The organism is Lacrimispora sinapis (assembly GCF_043633585.1).
GTDB lineage: Bacteria > Bacillota > Clostridia > Lachnospirales > Lachnospiraceae > Lacrimispora > Lacrimispora sinapis.
In genome coordinates this window covers 690,351-709,940 of record NZ_CP141832.1, presented here as the reverse complement: position 1 = coordinate 709,940, position 19,590 = coordinate 690,351, and the positions used below count along the sequence as shown (strand labels likewise).

At 45.0% G+C, this 19,590-nt stretch carries 20 protein-coding genes; 5 read left to right on the top strand and 15 right to left on the bottom strand.

Going from position 1 to position 19,590, the window contains the following annotated elements; translation table 11 throughout:
• Positions 1–5 precede the first annotated feature (5 nt).
• Together VIG27_RS03270 and VIG27_RS03265 are read right to left on the bottom strand one after the other, a co-directional pair.
• Positions 6–2,645, bottom strand: a complete 2,640-nt coding sequence (locus VIG27_RS03270) for a calcium-translocating P-type ATPase, PMCA-type (protein ID WP_394525175.1) — start codon at positions 2,643–2,645, stop codon at positions 6–8.
• A gap of 203 nt (positions 2,646–2,848) precedes the next feature.
• Positions 2,849–5,026: an ATP-binding protein gene (locus VIG27_RS03265; RefSeq protein ID WP_394525174.1), complete on the bottom strand. Its 2,178-nt coding sequence runs from the start codon at positions 5,024–5,026 to the stop codon at positions 2,849–2,851.
• 113 nt (positions 5,027–5,139) lie between these two features.
• Here VIG27_RS03265 and VIG27_RS03260 point away from each other — a divergent pair, with 113 nt between their 5' ends.
• A complete protein-coding gene (locus tag VIG27_RS03260; protein WP_394525173.1) occupies positions 5,140–5,826 on the top strand; it encodes a response regulator transcription factor in 687 nt (228 codons plus the stop codon).
• 68 nt (positions 5,827–5,894) lie between these two features.
• Here VIG27_RS03260 and citG read toward each other — a convergent pair whose 3' ends face one another.
• The 6 genes from citG to VIG27_RS03230 form a co-directional block, all read right to left on the bottom strand.
• Positions 5,895–6,806 (bottom strand): triphosphoribosyl-dephospho-CoA synthase CitG, encoded by a 912-nt coding sequence (citG, locus tag VIG27_RS03255; RefSeq protein ID WP_394525171.1) that lies wholly within the window; start codon positions 6,804–6,806, stop codon positions 5,895–5,897.
• A gap of 3 nt (positions 6,807–6,809) precedes the next feature.
• Positions 6,810–8,372, bottom strand: coding sequence for a citrate lyase subunit alpha (gene citF / locus VIG27_RS03250; RefSeq protein ID WP_394525170.1), 1,563 nt, complete (start codon positions 8,370–8,372; stop codon positions 6,810–6,812).
• A gap of 1 nt (position 8,373) precedes the next feature.
• Complete coding sequence (locus VIG27_RS03245; RefSeq protein WP_394525168.1) at positions 8,374–9,273, bottom strand: aldolase/citrate lyase family protein; 900 nt, start codon at positions 9,271–9,273, stop codon at positions 8,374–8,376.
• Positions 9,273–9,572: a citrate lyase acyl carrier protein gene (citD, locus tag VIG27_RS03240; RefSeq protein WP_394525165.1), complete on the bottom strand. Its 300-nt coding sequence runs from the start codon at positions 9,570–9,572 to the stop codon at positions 9,273–9,275. Before citD ends, VIG27_RS03245 begins: the two co-directional genes overlap by 1 nt.
• Positions 9,573–9,737: 165 nt before the next feature.
• Positions 9,738–10,280 carry a citrate lyase holo-[acyl-carrier protein] synthase gene (gene citX / locus VIG27_RS03235; RefSeq protein WP_394525163.1) on the bottom strand — a complete coding sequence of 181 codons (543 nt, stop codon included), beginning with the start codon at positions 10,278–10,280 and terminating at the stop codon, positions 9,738–9,740.
• 45 nt (positions 10,281–10,325) lie between these two features.
• The gene (locus VIG27_RS03230) at positions 10,326–10,652 is read right to left on the bottom strand and encodes a hypothetical protein (protein ID WP_394525162.1); all 327 of its coding nucleotides are present in this window, start codon (positions 10,650–10,652) and stop codon (positions 10,326–10,328) included.
• A 135-nt stretch (positions 10,653–10,787) separates the two neighbouring features.
• Between VIG27_RS03230 and VIG27_RS03225 the strand changes: the two genes are divergently transcribed.
• The gene (locus tag VIG27_RS03225; RefSeq protein ID WP_394525161.1) at positions 10,788–11,816 is read left to right on the top strand and encodes a 3-deoxy-7-phosphoheptulonate synthase; all 1,029 of its coding nucleotides are present in this window, start codon (positions 10,788–10,790) and stop codon (positions 11,814–11,816) included.
• 50 nt (positions 11,817–11,866) lie between these two features.
• Here VIG27_RS03225 and VIG27_RS03220 read toward each other — a convergent pair whose 3' ends face one another.
• The 5 genes from VIG27_RS03220 to VIG27_RS03200 all read right to left on the bottom strand — a co-directional run bounded on the left by VIG27_RS03220 (position 11,867) and on the right by VIG27_RS03200 (position 15,486).
• Positions 11,867–12,703: an undecaprenyl-diphosphate phosphatase gene (locus VIG27_RS03220; protein WP_394525159.1), complete on the bottom strand. Its 837-nt coding sequence runs from the start codon at positions 12,701–12,703 to the stop codon at positions 11,867–11,869.
• 15 nt (positions 12,704–12,718) lie between these two features.
• A complete protein-coding gene (gene ung / locus VIG27_RS03215) occupies positions 12,719–13,396 on the bottom strand; it encodes a uracil-DNA glycosylase (protein WP_394525158.1) in 678 nt (225 codons plus the stop codon).
• Between the two features lie 16 nt (positions 13,397–13,412).
• Positions 13,413–14,174, bottom strand: coding sequence for an imidazole glycerol phosphate synthase subunit HisF (hisF, locus tag VIG27_RS03210; protein ID WP_394525156.1), 762 nt, complete (start codon positions 14,172–14,174; stop codon positions 13,413–13,415).
• A gap of 11 nt (positions 14,175–14,185) precedes the next feature.
• Positions 14,186–14,794 carry an imidazole glycerol phosphate synthase subunit HisH gene (hisH, locus tag VIG27_RS03205; RefSeq protein ID WP_394525155.1) on the bottom strand — a complete coding sequence of 203 codons (609 nt, stop codon included), beginning with the start codon at positions 14,792–14,794 and terminating at the stop codon, positions 14,186–14,188.
• A 71-nt stretch (positions 14,795–14,865) separates the two neighbouring features.
• Positions 14,866–15,486 carry a hypothetical protein gene (locus VIG27_RS03200; RefSeq protein ID WP_394527384.1) on the bottom strand — a complete coding sequence of 207 codons (621 nt, stop codon included), beginning with the start codon at positions 15,484–15,486 and terminating at the stop codon, positions 14,866–14,868.
• 145 nt (positions 15,487–15,631) lie between these two features.
• On the opposite strand from VIG27_RS03200, the gene VIG27_RS03195 reads away from it, so the two are divergent.
• Genes VIG27_RS03195 through VIG27_RS03185 form a run of 3 tightly spaced genes read left to right on the top strand, consistent with a single transcriptional unit; the run spans position 15,632 to position 17,798 of the window.
• Complete coding sequence (locus VIG27_RS03195; protein WP_394525153.1) at positions 15,632–16,063, top strand: DUF4430 domain-containing protein; 432 nt, start codon at positions 15,632–15,634, stop codon at positions 16,061–16,063.
• Positions 16,060–16,569, top strand: coding sequence for a hypothetical protein (locus VIG27_RS03190; protein ID WP_394525150.1), 510 nt, complete (start codon positions 16,060–16,062; stop codon positions 16,567–16,569). Before VIG27_RS03195 ends, VIG27_RS03190 begins: the two co-directional genes overlap by 4 nt.
• Positions 16,570–16,592: 23 nt before the next feature.
• Complete coding sequence (locus VIG27_RS03185; RefSeq protein WP_394525149.1) at positions 16,593–17,798, top strand: class I SAM-dependent rRNA methyltransferase; 1,206 nt, start codon at positions 16,593–16,595, stop codon at positions 17,796–17,798.
• A 24-nt stretch (positions 17,799–17,822) separates the two neighbouring features.
• On the opposite strand, the gene VIG27_RS03180 is transcribed toward VIG27_RS03185, so the two are convergent.
• Together VIG27_RS03180 and VIG27_RS03175 are read right to left on the bottom strand one after the other, a co-directional pair.
• Positions 17,823–18,713: a polysaccharide deacetylase family protein gene (locus VIG27_RS03180; protein WP_394525146.1), complete on the bottom strand. Its 891-nt coding sequence runs from the start codon at positions 18,711–18,713 to the stop codon at positions 17,823–17,825.
• Positions 18,714–18,797: 84 nt separating this feature from the next.
• Positions 18,798–19,472: a GntR family transcriptional regulator gene (locus VIG27_RS03175; RefSeq protein ID WP_394525142.1), complete on the bottom strand. Its 675-nt coding sequence runs from the start codon at positions 19,470–19,472 to the stop codon at positions 18,798–18,800.
• Between the last annotated feature and the right edge of the window lie 118 nt (positions 19,473–19,590).

Genomic DNA, 19,590 nt, shown 5'->3' with positions numbered 1-19,590 from the left:
GTTCTCTATCTCCGCTTAATTAATTTTAATATTTCCATAATCGGGATAATTGATACAGCAATCAGTACAGCAACGATATATTCCTTGAAAGAAATAAATTCAAAGGAAAATGCTTCTCTTAAAAATGGTACATAAATGACGGCAGTAGTCAGTACAAATGACATGCACAGAGAAACATTTAAAAATACATTCTTTGTTTTCAGTTTAAAAACAGAATCGGTTCTGGACCGCATATTAAAGGAATGGAACATCTCAAGCAGGGACAGGGCCAAGAATGCCATCGTCATGCCATCTGCGCTTTCAGCTACCTCCCAAACTCCGCTTTCCATATAATGACCGACAAAGTAAGCGGCCAAGGTCAGAATGGCGATCACAAAGCCCTGAAAAACGGTCTCGCCTCCAACACCATCAGAGAAAATGCCGTCTTTGGGATTTCTCGGTTCTCTCTTCATAATGTCGGATTCCCCGGCTTCCATACCAAGTCCTATGGCAGGGAAACAGTCTGTAATCAGGTTGATCCATAACAAATGAACCGGCTTTAAGATCGTAAAACCTAAAATACTGGCAATAAATACGGAGATCACCTCTGCCAGATTGGAAGACAGAAGGAACTGGATCGCTTTTCTGATGTTGTCATAGATGCGCCGTCCTTCGGCAACGGCAGATACAATGGTTGCAAAGTTATCATCAGCCAGAACCATATCAGCTACATCTTTTGTTACATCGGTTCCTGTAATGCCCATACCAACACCGATATCCGCTTCTTTAATAGAAGGAGCATCGTTTACACCGTCGCCGGTCATTGCAGTTACCTTGGACAGCCTTTTCCATGTTTTTACAATGCGCACCTTGTGTTCCGGCTGCACCCTTGCATATACGGAATAATTCTGAATGGTCTTTAACAGATCCTCATCCGAGATCTTAGAAAGTTCAGCACCGGTTATGGCCATGCTTTCATTTTCCAGGATTCCAAGCTCTTTTGCGATCGCAACTGCGGTATCCCTGTGATCTCCCGTGATCATAATCGGACGTATTCCGGCTTCCTGGCACTCTTTGATTGCAGCCTTTACTTCCGGGCGCACAGGATCAATCATACCGGAAAGCCCCAGGTATACAAGATCCTGTTCCAGCACTGCCGGTTCATAAGACTCCGGTTCATGATCCCAGCTTCTCATGGCTCCGCAAAGCACACGGAGAGCCTTATCTGCCATGGATTTATTGGCATGAAGAATTCTGGTCCGAATCTCCTCGGTCATCTCCACTTCTTTTCCGCCAATGTAAGCCCTGGTACAACGCTTCAATACTTCATCCGGTGCACCTTTTGTAAACTGGATCAGTGTGTTGTCCTCTTTTTTATGAACCGTGGACATCATCTTTCTCATGGAATCAAAAGGAGCTTCTCCAATACGGGCATAGCTTTTTTTCAATTCGTTCTTTGCAAGTCCATTTTTAAATGCATCATTGACCAGTGCACATTCCGTCGGTTCTCCCACCGCTTCTCCCTTGTCTGTATCAAGCTCCGCATCAGAACAGAGAGCCATGGCTGTCATCAGCATGGTTTCATGGTCGGTGGCGTGTTCTACAACGGTCATCTTATTCTGGGTAAGAGTTCCTGTCTTATCCGAGCAGATGATCTGGGTACAGCCAAGGGTCTCCACTGCAGTCAGTCTTCGGATGATGGCCCGTTTTTTGGACATCTTGGTCACACCGATGGACAAAAGAATGGTTACAACAGCTGCCAAGCCTTCCGGGATCGCGGCTACTGCCAGTGACACAGCGATCATAAAGGTATCAATCAGTTCCTGTAAATGGATTCCGTTACCGGAAAGTCCGACCCTGATCAAATCAATGGCAAACATCAGTCCGCAGATGACCAGTACCAGAACAGAAAGAATTTTAGATAACTGGTTCAGCTTGATCTGAAGAGGAGTCTCTTCATCCTTGGCTGCATTCAGGGCATTTGCAATATGACCGATCTCGGTTTCCATTCCCGTATGGCAGACAACGGCTTTTCCTCTTCCGTAAACTACGGTGGAACCGGTATATACCATGTTCTTACGGTCACCCAACGCCACTTCTGCAGCGCCGTTCCCAACGACTGATTCAATCTTTGATACAGATAAAGATTCCCCGGTCAGCGCCGCTTCCTCTACCTTTAAACTGGCGGATTCTAAAATTCTTGAATCAGCAGGAACCGAATCACCGGCTTCCAGCAAAATAATATCCCCCGGAACCAGTTCTTCCGAACGTACTACCATATGCTTGTCGTTGCGGATGACCTTGGAAGTGGCTGCTGCCATCTCCTGTAACGATTCAATGGCGGATTCTGCCTTGGCTTCCTGGTATACCCCAAGAACAGCATTGATAATAACTACCAATAGAATAATGAACGTGTCGATCATACTTTCCCCTGAATAAAGGGATGTTGCACCGGAAATCAATGCCGCAGCAATCAGGATAATCGTCATAAAATTTGTAAGCTCTTTTAAGAACTTATGAATGAGACTTTCCTTTTTTCCTTCGGTCAGCTTGTTCAGTCCAAATTTCGTTCGTCTTTCTTCGACCTCTGTGTCGGAAAGTCCATGGTGTGATGTGTTCAATTGACTGATTACATCTTCGGATTCCATTAAATATTCTTTTTGCATTTCTTTCTCCCATTGGAATTATTTGATTGAATGCCAATCCAGCTTATCTCCATATTCTTTTTACGATCAAAAAAAGAATACCGGTATGACATGCTTCTTATAATATACCGTCTACACGGGGTTTTTGTCAATAAATACCAACTGATCCGTTAAATTTTTGGCATTATTGCATCTTGCTTCCCTTTAGATTTTAAAAATTTCTTCTAAATTCTCTCGATACATATTTTCACAGACTTTAAAATAGCGGAATCAGATACCGGTTTATCAATATAATCATCAATAATCTTGCGCTGCTTTGCCTCCACGATCTCTTTTGTCACCCGGTCTGCCATGATGATGCGGATCAGCTCCGGGTAAGAGCCCTGGAGAGACATACAGAAATCAGTTCCGCTTTTTCCTGCCACATACTGTTCGGTGATAAGAGCCTCCACCTCCTGCTCTTTTAAAGTTTTCCTGGCTTCTTCAAAATTCATACATGAAAAGACGGTTACTTTAAGCTTGCTGAAATTTTTTTCCAGCAATTTCAGTACTTTTGGATTGTCATCTATAATAAGGAGTCTTAACACTCCGTTATGTTTTGATTCCATGTTCTGAGTGACTTCCTGCTCTTTCAGTTCAATGGCAGGCAAAAAGATATGGAACACACTTCCGGCCCCCGCACTGCTTTCCGCAAAGATATATCCTTTGTGGGAATGGATGATCTGTTCTACCAAAGACAGGCCAAGACCAGTTCCTTCCCCGTTTTTCTTGGTGGTAAAAAACGGATCAAATATCTGCTTTAATACCTCTTCACTCATACCTTCTCCATTGTCCGAAATATCTATACGGATATAGGAACTCCATTCCGCTGACACAGAGAATTGTTTAAATCCTTCTAATTCATAAGGCTTTACCTTATTTGCCTTTATCTTGATCCGTCCTTCCGTATGGCCAATGGCATGAATGGCATTGACGCAGATATTTAATATGACCTGATTCATCTGAGTCTCATTCCCTAAAAAGCACTCTTCTCCAAGAAAGATTTCTTCCTCCACACGGACATTGGCCGGACAGATGGAACTGACCATCTTCACCGCCCGGCGAAGTGCTTTGCCGGCATTGACCGATTTATAAGCAGTCTCCATATTCTTTCTGCTTAAAGAGGAAATCTGCTGAATGATCTCTTTTGCTTTGGCCGATGCCTCATAAATTTCCATGGCATTGTCATAGCTTTCGGATTCCTGCGGCAGCTCTAACATTAAAAGCTCCGAGTATCCCATAATCGGTGTAAGCAGATTGTTGAATTCATGGGCGATGCCTCCGGTCATGGTACCCATGATCTGCAGCCTCTGCTGATGTGCAATGGTTTCTTCGCTCTGATGCATCTCTTCCAGAATCTTGTTCAGTTCCAGCAGGTAGGCGATTTCTTCCCGGTCTTTTCTTTTCTGGAGCCATAAAGTTCCTATATAAATATGCATTCCAAGCACCACCGCTATGATTCCCAAAGAAACCAGACCTATTTTAAAAAAACCTGCAGCCACCGGAATATAAATATCATTGTAATCGATCATTGCGCTTACGATCAAAAAACCGCGGCCGATATACGCCGGAGAATATGCGCTTATTTTTTTCACTTCCGGTACGCCCGGGTCTGCCCACCAGTAGGAATAATATTCCGCAACACCTGTTTCGCCCCTCTTCTGCCTTGCAATCATCTGTTCAAGGCTGGTCAGATCAGCATCCGGAAACATGACTTCCCTTCCGGAAATAACGCTGATTCCCCACTGGCTTTTTTGAGGGTGCACGAGAATAATACCATTGGAATCCTTTATAATCACATATCCGTTGGTCCCCAGCCGGATATTGGAAACAAGAGAATCGTAATAGCTTTTTGTATTGATAACAATAGAAACCGAATTTCCATCCGGCAGATCTTTCTTCACCACCAAATACATTTCTCCGTTTTCTAATTTACATTGGCGAAAACTCATCTCATCATTGATACCGGTGATGGAATAGACTTTTTTCACTCCATATCCATGCAGGCTTTTTAACAGCTTACCGTCTTTATCCTCTAAGATCGCGTCGTAAACATAGCGGGTGTGATAATTGACATACTCCGTCAGTACATTCCAATTCTTCTCTCCCGTCTGTTTATAATTCTCATCTTCCATAGCGCACAGGGAATTAATATCTTCCTCATATCCCTCAATAAACGCTTTTAAGTTATCTCCCATGGTCTGAGCAGTTAAAAGCATCTGTTTTTTTTGATTATTTATGATTGCTTCTTTGTATTCTTTCCATATGCTGAACACAAGACAGGAAAATACAATTAACACGATTGCCATCACTAATGACATGAATAAAGCCTTGTATTTCTTGATTTCCATTAAAATGTTCATGAATATCCCCTTAGTTTGTCTTTTCCTCATTGACTTGTCTCCAGGTTAATATTATAATATTTTAAGAGCAAATTCGATAAATTTCTACAAAAATTTTAATTTTGGGAGAAGCTATGTCTGATAAAGTATTAATTGTGGATGATGATCCGGCTGTTTATAAGTTGTTAGAAAAAGTCATGCACAGCAATGATCTGGAAACCACTGTCGCAGACAGCGGCCTTGCAGCACTAAATCTACTGAAAAATCATTCCTTCGACATCATCCTTATGGATGTTATGCTGGGGGACATGGAGGGCTTTGAAGTAATCAAGCGAATCCGAAGCCAGGGCGACCAGACTCCCGTCATGATCGTCAGCGGGAGAAATGAAGATTACGATTCCCTATATGGTCTGTCTCTTGGAGCTGATGATTATGTAACAAAACCGTTCCGCCCTCTGGTGCTTGGCGCTAAAGTCAAAGCCCTGATCCGGCGGAATAAAAGTCAGGTACTTGACACTTCCGAACTGATAGAATGCGGTCCCTTCACTTATAACACCTCGACCATGCGCTTTTATAAGAACGGAGAAGAGATCATCTTTTCTTCCAAAGAAAGCAGTCTGATGCTGTTATTTATGAAACGGCCCAATCAGGTCTTTACAAAAGATATGATTTACGAACATGTATGGGGTAACAGCATCGCCATAGATGATAACGCTATTATGGTATATATCAACCGTCTGCGCAGTAAAATCGAAAAAAACCGGCAGAAGCCGGTCCATATTGTAACAGTCAGAGGTCTAGGATACCGGTTTGTCCCATAGACCTCTGTCCTTTTATTCTATTCTTTCAATTTCTCAGCATTGTTTCTAAAGCAAAACGTTTCTCATTCTCATGGATTGTTCTGTGATAGCCCAGGAATCTTTGACTTCCACACAAGCCCCGCCAGAAATATGGTCACAGCCAAAAGGTCTGCACACCCTCCTGCACTGATATTTTTATTTATAAAATCCCCGTCCATCTGTTCCAATATGGAAATGGCATCATCCCGGTACGCACCACCGGCTTTTAAAAATGCTTCGGCCGTTACCTGGACTTCCTTTAAAATGCCGGGGTCATGTCTCGCTATAATATTGGAATCATCAACCTGGCTCATAAGCGCAAACAAGGTTTCTAATTTAATCCGGTTCCATTCCCTGCCATTTTTCAGCCCCTCTGACATAACCGGGAGGGAAATACTGCATACGGAACGATAACCGCTTATAGCTTCTCCTCTGGCACCCATTGTACCGTATTCCTGAAGATTTTTTTCGCCGTTGCTGGTGAAATCACGCATCTCACTGACTTCTTTTAATAAGGTCTTCCGTACCATAGCCTGTTCCATTTCCATCAGACATTCTATGGTCACCATCTTATCTTCTCCAATGCATGCCCCCACAGCCGCACTGAGTATTCCCATATTAAAGATAAGTCCCTTGTGAGTATTCACACCGGCAGTGGCTCCATACATGGCCTTTTCTGCATCAAGTCCCAGCTTCCTGATATTGGCAAAAACAGTCTCAGGCTCTTTGGAATTCTTTATGCCCTCCAATGCCATCAAGGTAAAATACGGTTTGAGAGCGGCCGCACTCCGCTCAAATGTGGATACATCCATGTCCTTATGAGCGCCATTGGAATATAAATCAACCAGTCCAGGCTTGGGGGAGGTATAAACCTCCTCCAACATAGCCCAGTAAGCCAGATCGCCTATCTTTGCAGCATTCTCATCCACTCTTTCCTGAGCTATTCCAGAACTGAACTGCATATTTTATTCTCCTGAGAATTCAAACTTCTTAATCTGGCGTACAACGTCCATAACCGTTCCGTCACGGCTTTCGATGATACCAACAATCTTATCCTCAAACTGTACGCGTTCCGGCTCTCCTACGATGGAATAAGCAATATCTCTTAACTCCTCAATCGTCTTAAAGGGCAGGTCTACATCCTTCATAGCTTCAATCAGATCCTGTCTCAAAGGATTGATGGCAATACCGTAATCTGTAATTACTACGTCAACGGATTCACCAGGAGTGGTAACAGTAGTCACGTCAGTACAGATGGCAGGAATTCTTCCCTGAAGAAGCGGGGAAATAACGATGGTACATTTTGCACCTGCTGCTGTATCAGGATGTCCTCCCTGTGCTCCGGTGATCACTCCATCAGACCCTACTACTACGTTACAGTTGAATTTCACATCGACTTCCAGTGCAGCCAGAATTACGAAATCCAATTTATTTACAACAGCCCCTTTGTTAAATGGATCTGCATATTCTCCCGCACTGATACGGAAATGTCTTGGATTGATGACAGACTCTACTGCATTTAAGTCAAAGTCCTGTGTATCCAGAAGGGCATCAACCTGTCCATTTTCCAGAAGATCACACATCGGCTTTGTCAGTCCGCCCACGCCGAAACGCATACGGATATTTCTTTCCTTCATGATCTTTGCAAGTGAAATGGTAGATGCGATGGAAGCACCGCCTACTCCTGTCTGGTAGGAAAATCCATCTTTAAAATAAGGGGTATTCACTACGAACTGGGTACAATAATCCGCCATCATAAGCTTACGCATATCGCTGGTTGGCTTTGCAGCTCCGGTTGCGATCTTATCCGGGTTACCAATTTCGTCAACAACCACCACATAATCCACTTTTGTCATGGAAATATGAGCCGGGAAGTTAGGAAATGGAACCAGACAATCGGTAATTGCAACAACTTTATCTGCATAATCTGCATCGACCATGGAGTAAGAAAGCACACCACAGTCAGATTTTCCGCCGATTCCGCGGCAGTTGCCATAATCATCACAGGTAGGAGCACCGATGAAAGCAATATCAATTCTCACTTCTCCTGATTCAATGGCACGGACTCTTCCGCCATGAGAACGCATGATTGCAAGTCCTTTTAACTTTCCTTCGGAAATTGCCTGTCCGATCTTACCTCTTACACCGGAAGACTGGATTCCTACAATGGTGCCATCTTCGATCATATCAACAAGCTTGTCATGCGCTTTTCCAAGGGAACTTGCACAGATGGTGATATCCTTAATGCCCATCTTATGGATTTCTTCCATAACCATGTTTACAACGTAATCACCTTCTCTGAAGTGATGATGGAATCCCAGGGTCATACCGTCTTTAATTCCGCATTTTACCAGTACATCGTGAATGCTTTCCACCAGCTTGCTGCCTTCGGAATTGATCACACACTTCGTCACTGGGCCGTCCTTTTTATATTCATATCCATCAAAGTGATGGACACCCATAAATGGTTGTTTCCCTGTCTGTTTTAAGATTTCTTCCGGAATTTCTCTCCCTACTGCATTAATCATCTTATAAATCTCCTTTATACACACCGGAGGCCTTAGCCAGCTCTATGGTTCTCTTCGCTCCGTCATAGAAAGCAATGTCGATCATCTTTCCGTCTACGGTAAATACACCAATTCCTTTTTTCTTCTTGTCGTCGATTTCTTTAACGACTTTTTCAGCAAAGATAATATCTTTCTGCGTTGGTGTAAATATCTCATGAACAATCGGAATCTGACGTGGATTTATAATGGATTTACCGTCAAAGCCCATCAAATGAATGGTTTCTACTTCCTTACGGAATCCTTCCATATCATCAAGATTGGTAAATACCGTATCAAAACACTGTACCTTTGCCGCTCTTGCTGCAATGATCATGTTCTGTCTTGCTCCCATTAATTCCACACCGGTTCCGGTGATATGGGTCTGTAAGTCTTTGGTATAGTCTCCGCCGGATAATGCAATACCAAAAAGTCGTTCGGAGGCTTCACAGACGTCAAGAGCCTTCATAACTCCTCTTGCAGATTCAATCGCTGCCATAATCAGAGTTCTGCCTTCCGGAATATCAAATTCCTTTTCTGCAGCGATAATCTCTTTCTCTACTGCAAGAACTTCTTCCGGTCTTTCTGTTTTTGGAATACGGATGGCATCACAGCCGCCTGCTACTGCACAGCGGATGTCTTCTTTCCAGTACTCGGTATCCAGTCCATTGATACGAACCACGCGTTCGCAGCCTCTGTAATCAATTTCCTTTAATGCATGGTAAAGAGAAAATCTTGCTACGTCTTTCTGATTTTCTGCTACTGCATCCTCTAAATCCAGCATGATAGAATCCGGATTATAAATATAAGGATCTTTTATCAGGCTTGGTTTCTGGGCATTCAAAAACATCATGGTTCTTCTAAGCCGTTTCTTATTTGGATTCATTACTTTCCTGCGCCTCCCCAAAGATTATTTTCAAAATGGTCTGTGGAACGGCTTATTGCACCTTCCACACGCGCCTTAATGGTGCAATCCAGGGCTCCTTTGTCAACAATTGCAATCTTGATGTTATTGATGCCTAAATTGTTAAGAGTCTCCATAACTACCTTACGGATCTGGTTCCCGTACTGGTTTATTACTGCGCTTTCCAACGCAAATTCGATCTTACCATCTCCCGGCTCTACGGTCACCTGACAATCGCTGGACTCTAACGTGCCGGCTACAGCTGGTCTTTTAATCTCCATTTTGCTTAAAGCCTCCCTTTTTTTCGTATGATTTTATTTTAAATCTGGAATCTTAATCAGGGGAAAAAGGAACCTTAAAATTTGTTAAGACAGGACTTGCGGGTAACCCGGTATTTTTTTACCGAAAGCATTGGTTTTACCGCCATGAAATCTTGATTTTCAATATTATAAGGTTTCGTGTGTTTCCTTCATCCACGCCCTTATTATATCCTCAACACGTTTATATAATTCTTCCACGGTGTGGCTTCGGTTGCGGCCGCACACCTTAGCATCCTGTCCGCAGAGAAGACAAATGCGTACCGGTGCGCCAAATGCTTCTCTGCTGATTCCTTTTCCTTCCTTATCATAGACATCAATATCATAAAGCCTTCCTAATGGATGGCTTTCTTCTATGTTGACCATGATTTTTTTTATAAAGAGAGGATCTTCATGCTGTACCGCAAGGATCTTTAGACAGCCTTCTTTTTGGGTGACTTCCATCTCATCTGCCACTTCGATTCCATGGTTATTTAATGATCCGGCCACTGCTTTTGTTCCTGCCGCAAAGGCTTTAAGGATCTCCGGAGAATACTTTATGGGACCGGGTATGTTCATTCCCAGGGCCACGATCACAGAGCCTTTGTGTCTGTTGTGAAGTTCATCCTGTAACCGCACTTTTTCTTCACGGAAGCGAAGCATTTCTTCCAAAGTGACAAGTTCTTTCATCATGCATTTCTCCTTTTGTATTTCCAGTAAAAAACCAGGACAATATGGTCAGGAAAAATCCATAAATCCCGGAATCATTGAATAAGGGGCACAGTCCTTCAAAGGGGCTGTCACCGTACCTTTTACATAACCGCTAAAAGACGGACGGCGGTTGTTGTCTTTGGTTAAGTTCTTAATGAGCCTGTTATTTCTTCCCAGCTCTCCTATGTAATCTCCATTCTGGTTGTAAAGTTCAGTTCCGTAAAATTTTCCGAGAACGGTTCCATCGCAGGCCACCAGGTAATCTTTCTGCCTTACCCCGATATAGCGTCCTCCCCAGCTCCAGTATTTTACCATTGTTTCAACACCTTTCCTGTTATCATTATTAATCATCATACACCATTCTATCCTAAAAATAAACACTGATCTGCAACACATTGACAAAATTCAAACCTGCACTGGATTTTTATACGAATCTGTTATATAATCAACTGCAAAAATACAGAATAGCCACATGCACAGGAGGATACTATGGGATTTCAATATGTAAGCAATCTGCCAAGTCCGGAAGAAATCAAAGAACAATTTCCGCTTTCGACCGAATTTAAAACCCTAAAACAGCAGCGGGATCAAGCCATCAGCGACGTACTCACCGGGACAAGCGACAAATTCCTTGTTATTATTGGACCCTGTTCCGCCGACAATGAGGAGTCTGTATGTGATTATGTAAACCGGCTTGTGAAAGTACAGGAAAAGACAAAAGACCGTCTTATTCTGATTCCCAGAATCTATACCAATAAGCCAAGAACCACCGGCGAAGGCTACAAGGGCATGCTGCACCAGCCCGATCCGGAGAAAAAACCGGACATGCACGAAGGCCTTATGGCCATTCGGAAGATGCATATGAAGGTGTTTACAGATACCGGACTGTCCACCGCTGATGAGATGCTCTATCCGGAAAACTTGGGATACCTTGATGATATTATGTCCTACATTGCCATCGGCGCCCGCTCTGTGGAAAACCAGCAGCACCGCCTGACCTCCAGCGCATGTGACGTTGCCGTGGGGATGAAGAATCCCACCAGCGGAGATTTATCCGTCATGCTGAACTCGGTGGTGGCTGCCCAGCAGGCCCATGATTTTACCTACCGGGGCTTTGAAGTGAAAAGCGACGGCAACCCCCTTGCCCATACCATTTTAAGAGGTGCGGTCAACAAGCACGGCCAGTGCATTCCTAACTATCACTTTGAAGACTTGTTCCTGCTTCATGAGATGTACAGCCGAAGAAATTTAGAAAACCCGGCCTGCATCGTGGACGCAAACCATTCCAATTCCAATAAAAAGTATATGGAGCAGATCCGGATTTCCAAGGAAGTCCTTCACAGCCGCAGACACTCCGCGGAAATCCAAGCTCTGGTAAAGGGTCTGATGATCGAAAGCTACATCGAACCCGGCGCTCAGAAGGTAGGAGAAGGCTGTTACGGAAAATCCATTACAGACCCGTGTCTTGGATGGGAGGATTCCGAACGTCTCCTTTACGAGATCGCTGAGTTGGTATAAAGAAAAAAGCAGAGGAAAGCGGAACCAGCCGTTTTCCTCTGCTCTTTTTTTTACAGACCAAGAACAGCCGTCACACCAAAATACAGCAGCACTACCGCTCCGAGAACGATCCGGTAGTAGCCAAAGAATTTAAAGTCATGCTGTCTGATGTATCCCATTAAAAACTTAATGGCATATACGGAAACAACAAACGCAACAATCATTCCCAGGATCAGATAGAAAATCTGGCTCCCGCTGAAGTTTGTTCCGTATTTCACGACCTTTAACAGACTGGCACCGAACATGACCGGAATTCCAAGGAAAAAGGAAAATTCCGCAGAAGCTGCTCTGGAACATCCAAGGATCATGGCGCCGAGAATGGTGGCACCGGAACGGGATGTGCCCGGAATCAAGGAAAGCAGCTGGAACAGCCCGATGTAGAGAGCTGTCTGATAGGAAATGTCATTCACCTTCTGAACATCAAAGCTCCGGTACTGGTTCCTGTTTTCAATGACAAGAAACAATACGCCGTAGATGATTAAGGTTGCTGCGACCACGTAGCCGTTCATCAGATAGGCATCTAAAATATCATCCACCAGAAAGCCGATGACCGCTGCAGGAATACAGGCCAAAATGATCTTGCTCCATAATACCAGTGTATCCTGTCTCTGTGCCGGTTTCTTGCTGGGTGTAAATGGATTGAGCTTATCAAAGTATAGGACAACCACCGCTAAGATGGCTCCCAGCTGGATCACAACCAGAAACATATTCATAAAGGCAGACGGCTGGTTTAAATGGATGATCTCATCAACCAGAATCATGTGGCCCGTACTGCTGATGGGAAGCCATTCGGTAAAACCCTCCACAATACCAAGTACAAGCACTTTCAAAATTTCCAAAATATTCATTACCTTTCCCCCATTTTATTCAATATTTTCAATCTGCCAGTCAATCGGTGTCACTCCATTGGCCTCCAGAAAGGCATTTGTTTTGCTGAAATGCTTACAGCCAAAAAATCCCCGGTAAGCGGAAAGCGGACTTGGATGGGGTGCTTCCAGTATCAAATGCCTGGGATTGGTAAGCATTGACTTCTTGTTCTGAGCCGGACGCCCCCATAAGAGAAATACCATGGGACGGTCCTGTTCATTGAGAATCCGGATGGCCGCATCCGTAAATTTCTCCCAGCCGATTCCCTGATGGGAATTGGCCGCATGGGCACGAACGGTCAGCACCGTGTTCAAAAGCATGACGCCCTGATCCGACCACTTTTTTAAATAACCGTGGTTGGGGATCTCACATCCTAAATCATCCCGCAATTCCTGATAGATATTCACAAGAGACGGAGGAATATCCACATCCGGCTTTACGGAAAAACACAGCCCGTGGGCCTGACCAAAATTGTGATAAGGGTCCTGACCTAAGATCACTGCCTTTACCTTGGAAAGAGGTGTAAACTGAAAGGCATTGAAAATATCATCGGGTTCCGGAAAAACCCTGCCCGTTTCATATTCTTTCTTCACTTTCTGATAAAGTTCCCTGTAATACGGCTTTTTAAACTCCCCGCTCAACGGGGCCAGCCAATCGTTCTCAATTGCTCCCATTTTTTCTCCTTTGCATTTAAATCCTTACCGGTATTCCTTTTTCCTTTAAATACCGTTTTAATTCCATGATTTCCAATTCTTTGTAGTGGAACAGAGAGGCCGCCAACGCCGCATCTGCCTTTCCTTCCACAAGGGCATGGCGAAAATGCTCCATTGTGCCTGCACCTCCCGAAGCGATGACCGGCACAGAAACCGTATCTGCGATCACACGGTTTAATTCATCATCATAGCCTTCCCTGGTTCCGTCGCAGTCCATGCTGGTGAGAAGAATTTCCCCTGCTCCAAGCTGATCCGCTTTTTTTGCCCATTCCACCGCATCAAGCCCGGTATCAATCCGGCCTCCGTTTTTAAATACGTTCCAGCCGCTTTTGTCGGCCCTCCTTCTGGCATCAATGGCAACGACCACACACTGGCGGCCAAACTTATCCGCAGCGTCGGAAATGAGCCTGGGCGTGTTGAGTGCAGACGAATTAATGGAAATTTTATCGGCACCTTCTCTTAAAAGCAGCTTAAAATCATCTACCGTACGGATTCCTCCGCCTACGGTAAATGGAATGAATACCTTTTCCGCCACCCGGCGTACCATATCCACCACCGTGTTCCGATGATCAGAGGAAGCTGTAATATCCAAAAATACCAGTTCATCGGCACCGGCCTTATCGTATGCGGCGGCGATCTCCACAGGATCACCTGCATCCCTTAAATTGACAAAATTGACACCCTTTACCACCCTTCCGTTATGTACATCCAGGCATGGTATAATTCTTTTTGTAAGCATCCGGCACCTCCTTAGGTCAGCTGGGTGAAATTTTTAAGGATCTTCAGGCCGGTATCTCCGCTCTTTTCCGGATGGAACTGGCAGGCAAATAAATTCCCCCGTTCCACAGAGGCGCCAAACGTCAGCCCGTATTCCGAGGAAGCCGCCACGTCAGACTGCTGTCCGGCTTCTAAATAATATGAGTGGACAAAATAAACATATGACCCGGATTCAATCCCTTTAAAAAGTTTCGCTTCCGGCTTAATAGTTAAACAGTTCCAGCCCATATGGGGAACCTTTAACCCAGGGGTATCCGGAAATTTAACAATCCTTCCGGGAAGCAGGCCAAGGCCCTTTCCCCCCAGGGATTCCTCACTGCTCTCAAAAAAAAGCTGCAGTCCAAGACAAATCCCAAGAAAGGGAGTCCCATTTGAAACGACCTGACGGATCACATCCACCAGTCCGTATTGACGGAGCTTTTCCATCGCATCTCCAAAAGCTCCTACCCCAGGCAGAATCACATGATCCGCAGAAAGAATGGTATCCTTATCCCTGCTTATGACCGGTTTTTCTCCCAAAGATACCAGGGCTTTTTCCACACTCTTTAAGTTACCAGCATCGTAGTCTATGATCGCAATCATGGCAGCCACCTCTTTACGCCTTTTTTCAACATTTTAGCACAGTCCTCCCCAATGCACAACGCAAAAAATTCCTACAATTTTCGGATGAATTCCAAAGAGTTTTCTGAAATCGAGTCCGCTTTCCCTTTTACTGCCTCTGATAGTTGGGCAAAATTGCCGTGAATCCGGTACAAATGGGCTTTTTTATTCATCACTGCCGTCTTTTCAAAAGGCCAGCGGATGACCGTGGGAGTCTTAAAGCCGACTCCCAGCTCCAGAAGGAGCAGCCGTTTGTTTAAGGTGCCGGTAAGCCATGTGGTATAGGCGTTCCATTGGGGCAAATACCCCTCTTCAATATAATCTTCCGCTTCAATGGTATTTCCTGTCAGGGGCTGTCCGCAGTGGGGACAGATGTCATCCGGGATCTCACCCGGTTCCCATATGTCCTTTTTGCAGGACTTGGAACACTGCCTCCATGTTACATTGCCGCAGGGAGCCACGATCCGGCTCTGGATCAGAGAGGACTTTCTGATCTCTCCGTCGGTCACTGTTGTTACAATAAAATAATCCTTATCCTGAATCAGTCCCTGAAGTTTCTCATAGAGCTGCTGAATGTCTTCGTTTCCTTTGGCAGTCCACTCTTCTCCGATTCCGATCAAAAGTTTTTCACAAGCTTTTATTTCTTCCACAATCTGTTCGTTTATCATATGAATTATCCACCTTTTATCTAAAGTCTTTTTCTATTATACATCCGTGGACATTTTAAGAAAAGATGGAAATTCTAATCTTGCGGCAGGCCATGAATCTATGCTATACTTATGCAAGTATTGAACTTAAGTAAAAGGAAGTAAGCAGATTATGAATGAACGCAAAAAGCTTTCTCCCTTACTGGGAGGCTGCGCTGCCATCGCAGTCCTGGCACTGCTGCTGGTCATATATAATTTTACAAGACCGGTTCCTATGGCTGGAACCAAGAACATTACCATTGATGTTATATACCCTAACGGTATGAAAGAGCATTACCAGGCCACAACGGAAGCTCATTATCTGCTGGAAGCCATTCAAACCATTCCGGACCTTAAAGTTGAAGGAACGCAGAGCGAAGAGTTCGGCCTTATGGTCACCACCATTAACGGGAAAGAAGCAGATTACCAAAAGGATCATGCCTACTGGTCTCTCCTCTTAAACGGGGAACCATGCAGCTATGGGGTCAGCCAGCAGCCCATCAAAGACGGAGAGCGTTATACGTTCCAGTACACCCCTGCAGGCACCGGAGAACAGAAGCCATGAAATTTTTCCCGCGGCTGACCACAGGGGAACTGGTCCGGGATGCATTGCTGTGCGCCATTTTATTCATCAGCCAGATAAGCCTGGCCTCGGTCACCAATGTAGAACTGGTATCCCTGTTCCTAATTTTATATACGCTGGTATTTAAAAAACACGTATGGTTGATCCTGTACGTGTTTATTGCTTTGGAAGGATTGGTTTACGGCTTCGGGCTGTGGTGGTTTTCCTACTTCTATGTATGGCCCATACTCCCGGCCTTCGTCTTTCTCTTTTTCAAAGCCCGTACCCCAAAGCCTTTTGGCATTGCCATTCTTTCCGGAATATTCGGAATGCTGTTCGGCTTTTTCTGCTCCCTGTCCTACCTCATAACCGCAGGACCGGAAGCCGCCTTTATCTGGTGGACCGCCGGAATCCCCTTTGACCTTGTTCACGGGATCGGTAATTTCGTCCTGGCCCTCATTCTGTTTCAGCCGTTATACCGGCTGCTCTGCAGATTAAAACGAATTTAATCATAAGAAGGAGTAAATCACTCATGGAATCAGCAATTGTAAGAATCAAAAAAGGGGAAGCCCGTGCTTTAAAAGCCGGAGGCATGTGGATCTATGACAATGAGATCGACACCATTACCGGAGAATTCACCAATGGAGACATTGTGACCGTGGAGGATTTTGACGGCTACATTTTAGGCCAAGGTTTTATCAATACAAATTCAAAAATCACAATCCGCATGATGACCCGGAAAAAAGACACAAAAATCGACGAGGCATTTCTTGAGATGCGTGTCCGCAATGCATGGGAATACCGAAAAACCACCTCTGAAACCGACAGCTGCCGCGTGATTTTCGGAGAGGCAGACTTTCTTCCCGGAATCGTGGTGGACAAGTTCTCCGACGTTTTAGTCGTGGAATCCCTTGCCCTTGGAATCGACCGGTTAAAACCGCTCATTCTGGAAAAACTCATAAAAGTTCTAAAGGAAGATGGCATCGAGATTCGGGGCATTTATGAGCGAAGCGATGCCAAGGTCCGTCTCCAGGAGGGAATGGAACGGGTCAAAGGCTTCATCGGCGAACCCTTTGATACCAAGGTGGAAATCACAGAAAACGGAGTCAAATATCTGGTAGACGTAAAGGACGGACAAAAAACCGGATTTTTCCTGGACCAGAAATACAACCGTCTGGCCATGCAGAAAATCTGCAAAGGGAAACGGGTCTTAGACTGCTTTACCCACACCGGTTCCTTTGCCCTAAACGCAGGAATCGCCGGAGCAACGGAAGTTCTTGGAGTCGATGCTTCTGAACTTGGCGTGGCTCAGGCCACAGAGAATGCCCGGTTAAACCATTTATCCGACCGCGTGAAATTCCAGTGCGCGGACGTATTCGAGCTTCTTCCTGAGTTAGAAAAAAAGGGGGAACAATTTGACGTGGTGATCCTGGACCCTCCTGCCTTCACCAAGTCCAGAAACTCCGTAAAAAACGCGGTCAAAGGCTATCGGGAAATCAACCTCCGGGGCATGAAGCTGGTCAAAGACGGAGGGTATTTAGCCACCTGTTCCTGCTCCCACTTCATGACTCCGGAGCTTTTCACCAAAACCATACGGGAAGCAGCCGCAAACGTCCACAAACGTCTCCGCCAGGTGGAATACCGGACCCAGGCAGCCGACCACCCGATTTTATGGTCCGGCGAAGAAACTTCTTATTATTTAAAGTTTTATATTTTTCAGGTTTGCGATGAAAAGTAGGAAACTGCTCCTTTTCCTTTTCACTTACCGGGAAAACCGGGAATAAACTCCTCCCGGAACCACTCCGCCCCGGTATTTGGCCATCTCACTTACCGTAACCATCTGATAGCCTGCAGCAGCCAATTGGGGAATGATCTCCAGTGCTGCTGCCCCGCTTTCCGGGTAAAGTTCATGCATCAGCACAATATCCCCATCCCGGACCTGACTCATCACCGAACGAACCGTCTTTTCGGTGTTCCGTGTCTTCCAGTCCAGGGTATCAATGCTCCACATAATCATGGGAGCTTTAACATTTTCCAAAACCGTTTGGTTCTTTAGGCCTCCCGGAAGTCTTACCAGCGCAGGCCGGACTCCGGCAGCGGCAAAAACAGCATCGCTGCAGCGGTCGATCTGGCTTTGTATCTGAGCTTTGCTTAATTTTGTTAAATATTTATGGTCAAATGTATGATTCCCGATCTCATGCCCCTCTGCCACCATACGCTGAAGCTCTGTTTTATAGGCAGGTGCCCTTCTTCCTACCACAAAAAATGTAGCCTTTCCTCCATACCTGGCCAGACTGTCCATGATCTCATTTCCCACAGGTGCATAAGGTCCGTCATCAAACGTCAGTGCCACCATAGGCTGCGCCGGATCAATCTGCCTTTCTTTTGCAAAAGGCTCTGTGTCTTCCTGCTGATCCTGGGCCTCAGAAGTTTCCTCCTTTTTTCCAGGCTGCTTTGAAACAGTTCCATCTTCATCCACCCATCTGGCAACACCGGGTCCCAGTTTTTCATTGATCCAGCCATTATGCACATCGGTCTCATCAAGAGCCGCGGCTGTCTCCTCTGCCGTGGACGGAAAAGCAGCTGCCGGTACAAAAGCCGCCGCAAGCACGGCTGTCATTAAAATAAAGAACCATTGCAATCGTTTTTTCATTCTCATTTCCCCCTTTCCCTGCCTGCATTATCTGCTGCACAGAAACCCAAAAATGAAAGAGAACCGCCATTTTAACAACACTTTTTAAAATAAGTGAATTTCTTTAGAGAGAAATTTCTTGGCATTTAACGTATGCTCTCTGCCAATCTGCTCCGCTAACGCTTCATCCTTTTTCTCAAAAGCTTCAATCAATGCCCGATGCTCCTTCATCGCCACGGCTCTTCTTTTATTCATCACTAAAGTGAAATTTCTCAGCTTCGATAAATATTCGTAAATCTGCTTCATCTGGTCAATCAGCCGTTTGTTATTGCTTAACTGTACAATGCAGTCATGAAATTCTCCATGCAAAATCCAGTACTTTTCAATATCGTTTTCATCAAGGCACTGCTGCATCTCCGATAACTTGCTTTTTAATTCTGATAGTTTCTCCTCCGAAATCTTAGAGCATGCCAGCCGGAACGCCAAGCCTTCCAGAACCTCCCTGATCTCATAGATTTCTAATATATCTGATTTGGAAATCCCTTTTACAATCGTCCCTTTTCTGGGAATGTTCTCCGCCAGCCCCTCGATTTCCAATTGCCGGAAAGCCTCTCTTACCGGAGTTCTGCTTATGCCCATCCCATCGGCAATAAACGTTTCCACCAATCGGTCTCCTGGTTTGAGTCCACCGTTCATAATGGCTTTCCTCAGCCTTTCAAGTACAATTTGCCGAATCGGCCTCAAATCAGTGGTTTCTATCTTTTCAAATATTTCATTCATAAGCATGCTCCCTTAAATTTCTGTCGTTTTTTATGATGTCAGGATACAATCAATTTTACGGAGGGCACTCCTTCCCAGAACCGGAATAATTCCCGCCAAAGAATATTATAAGCGTTTC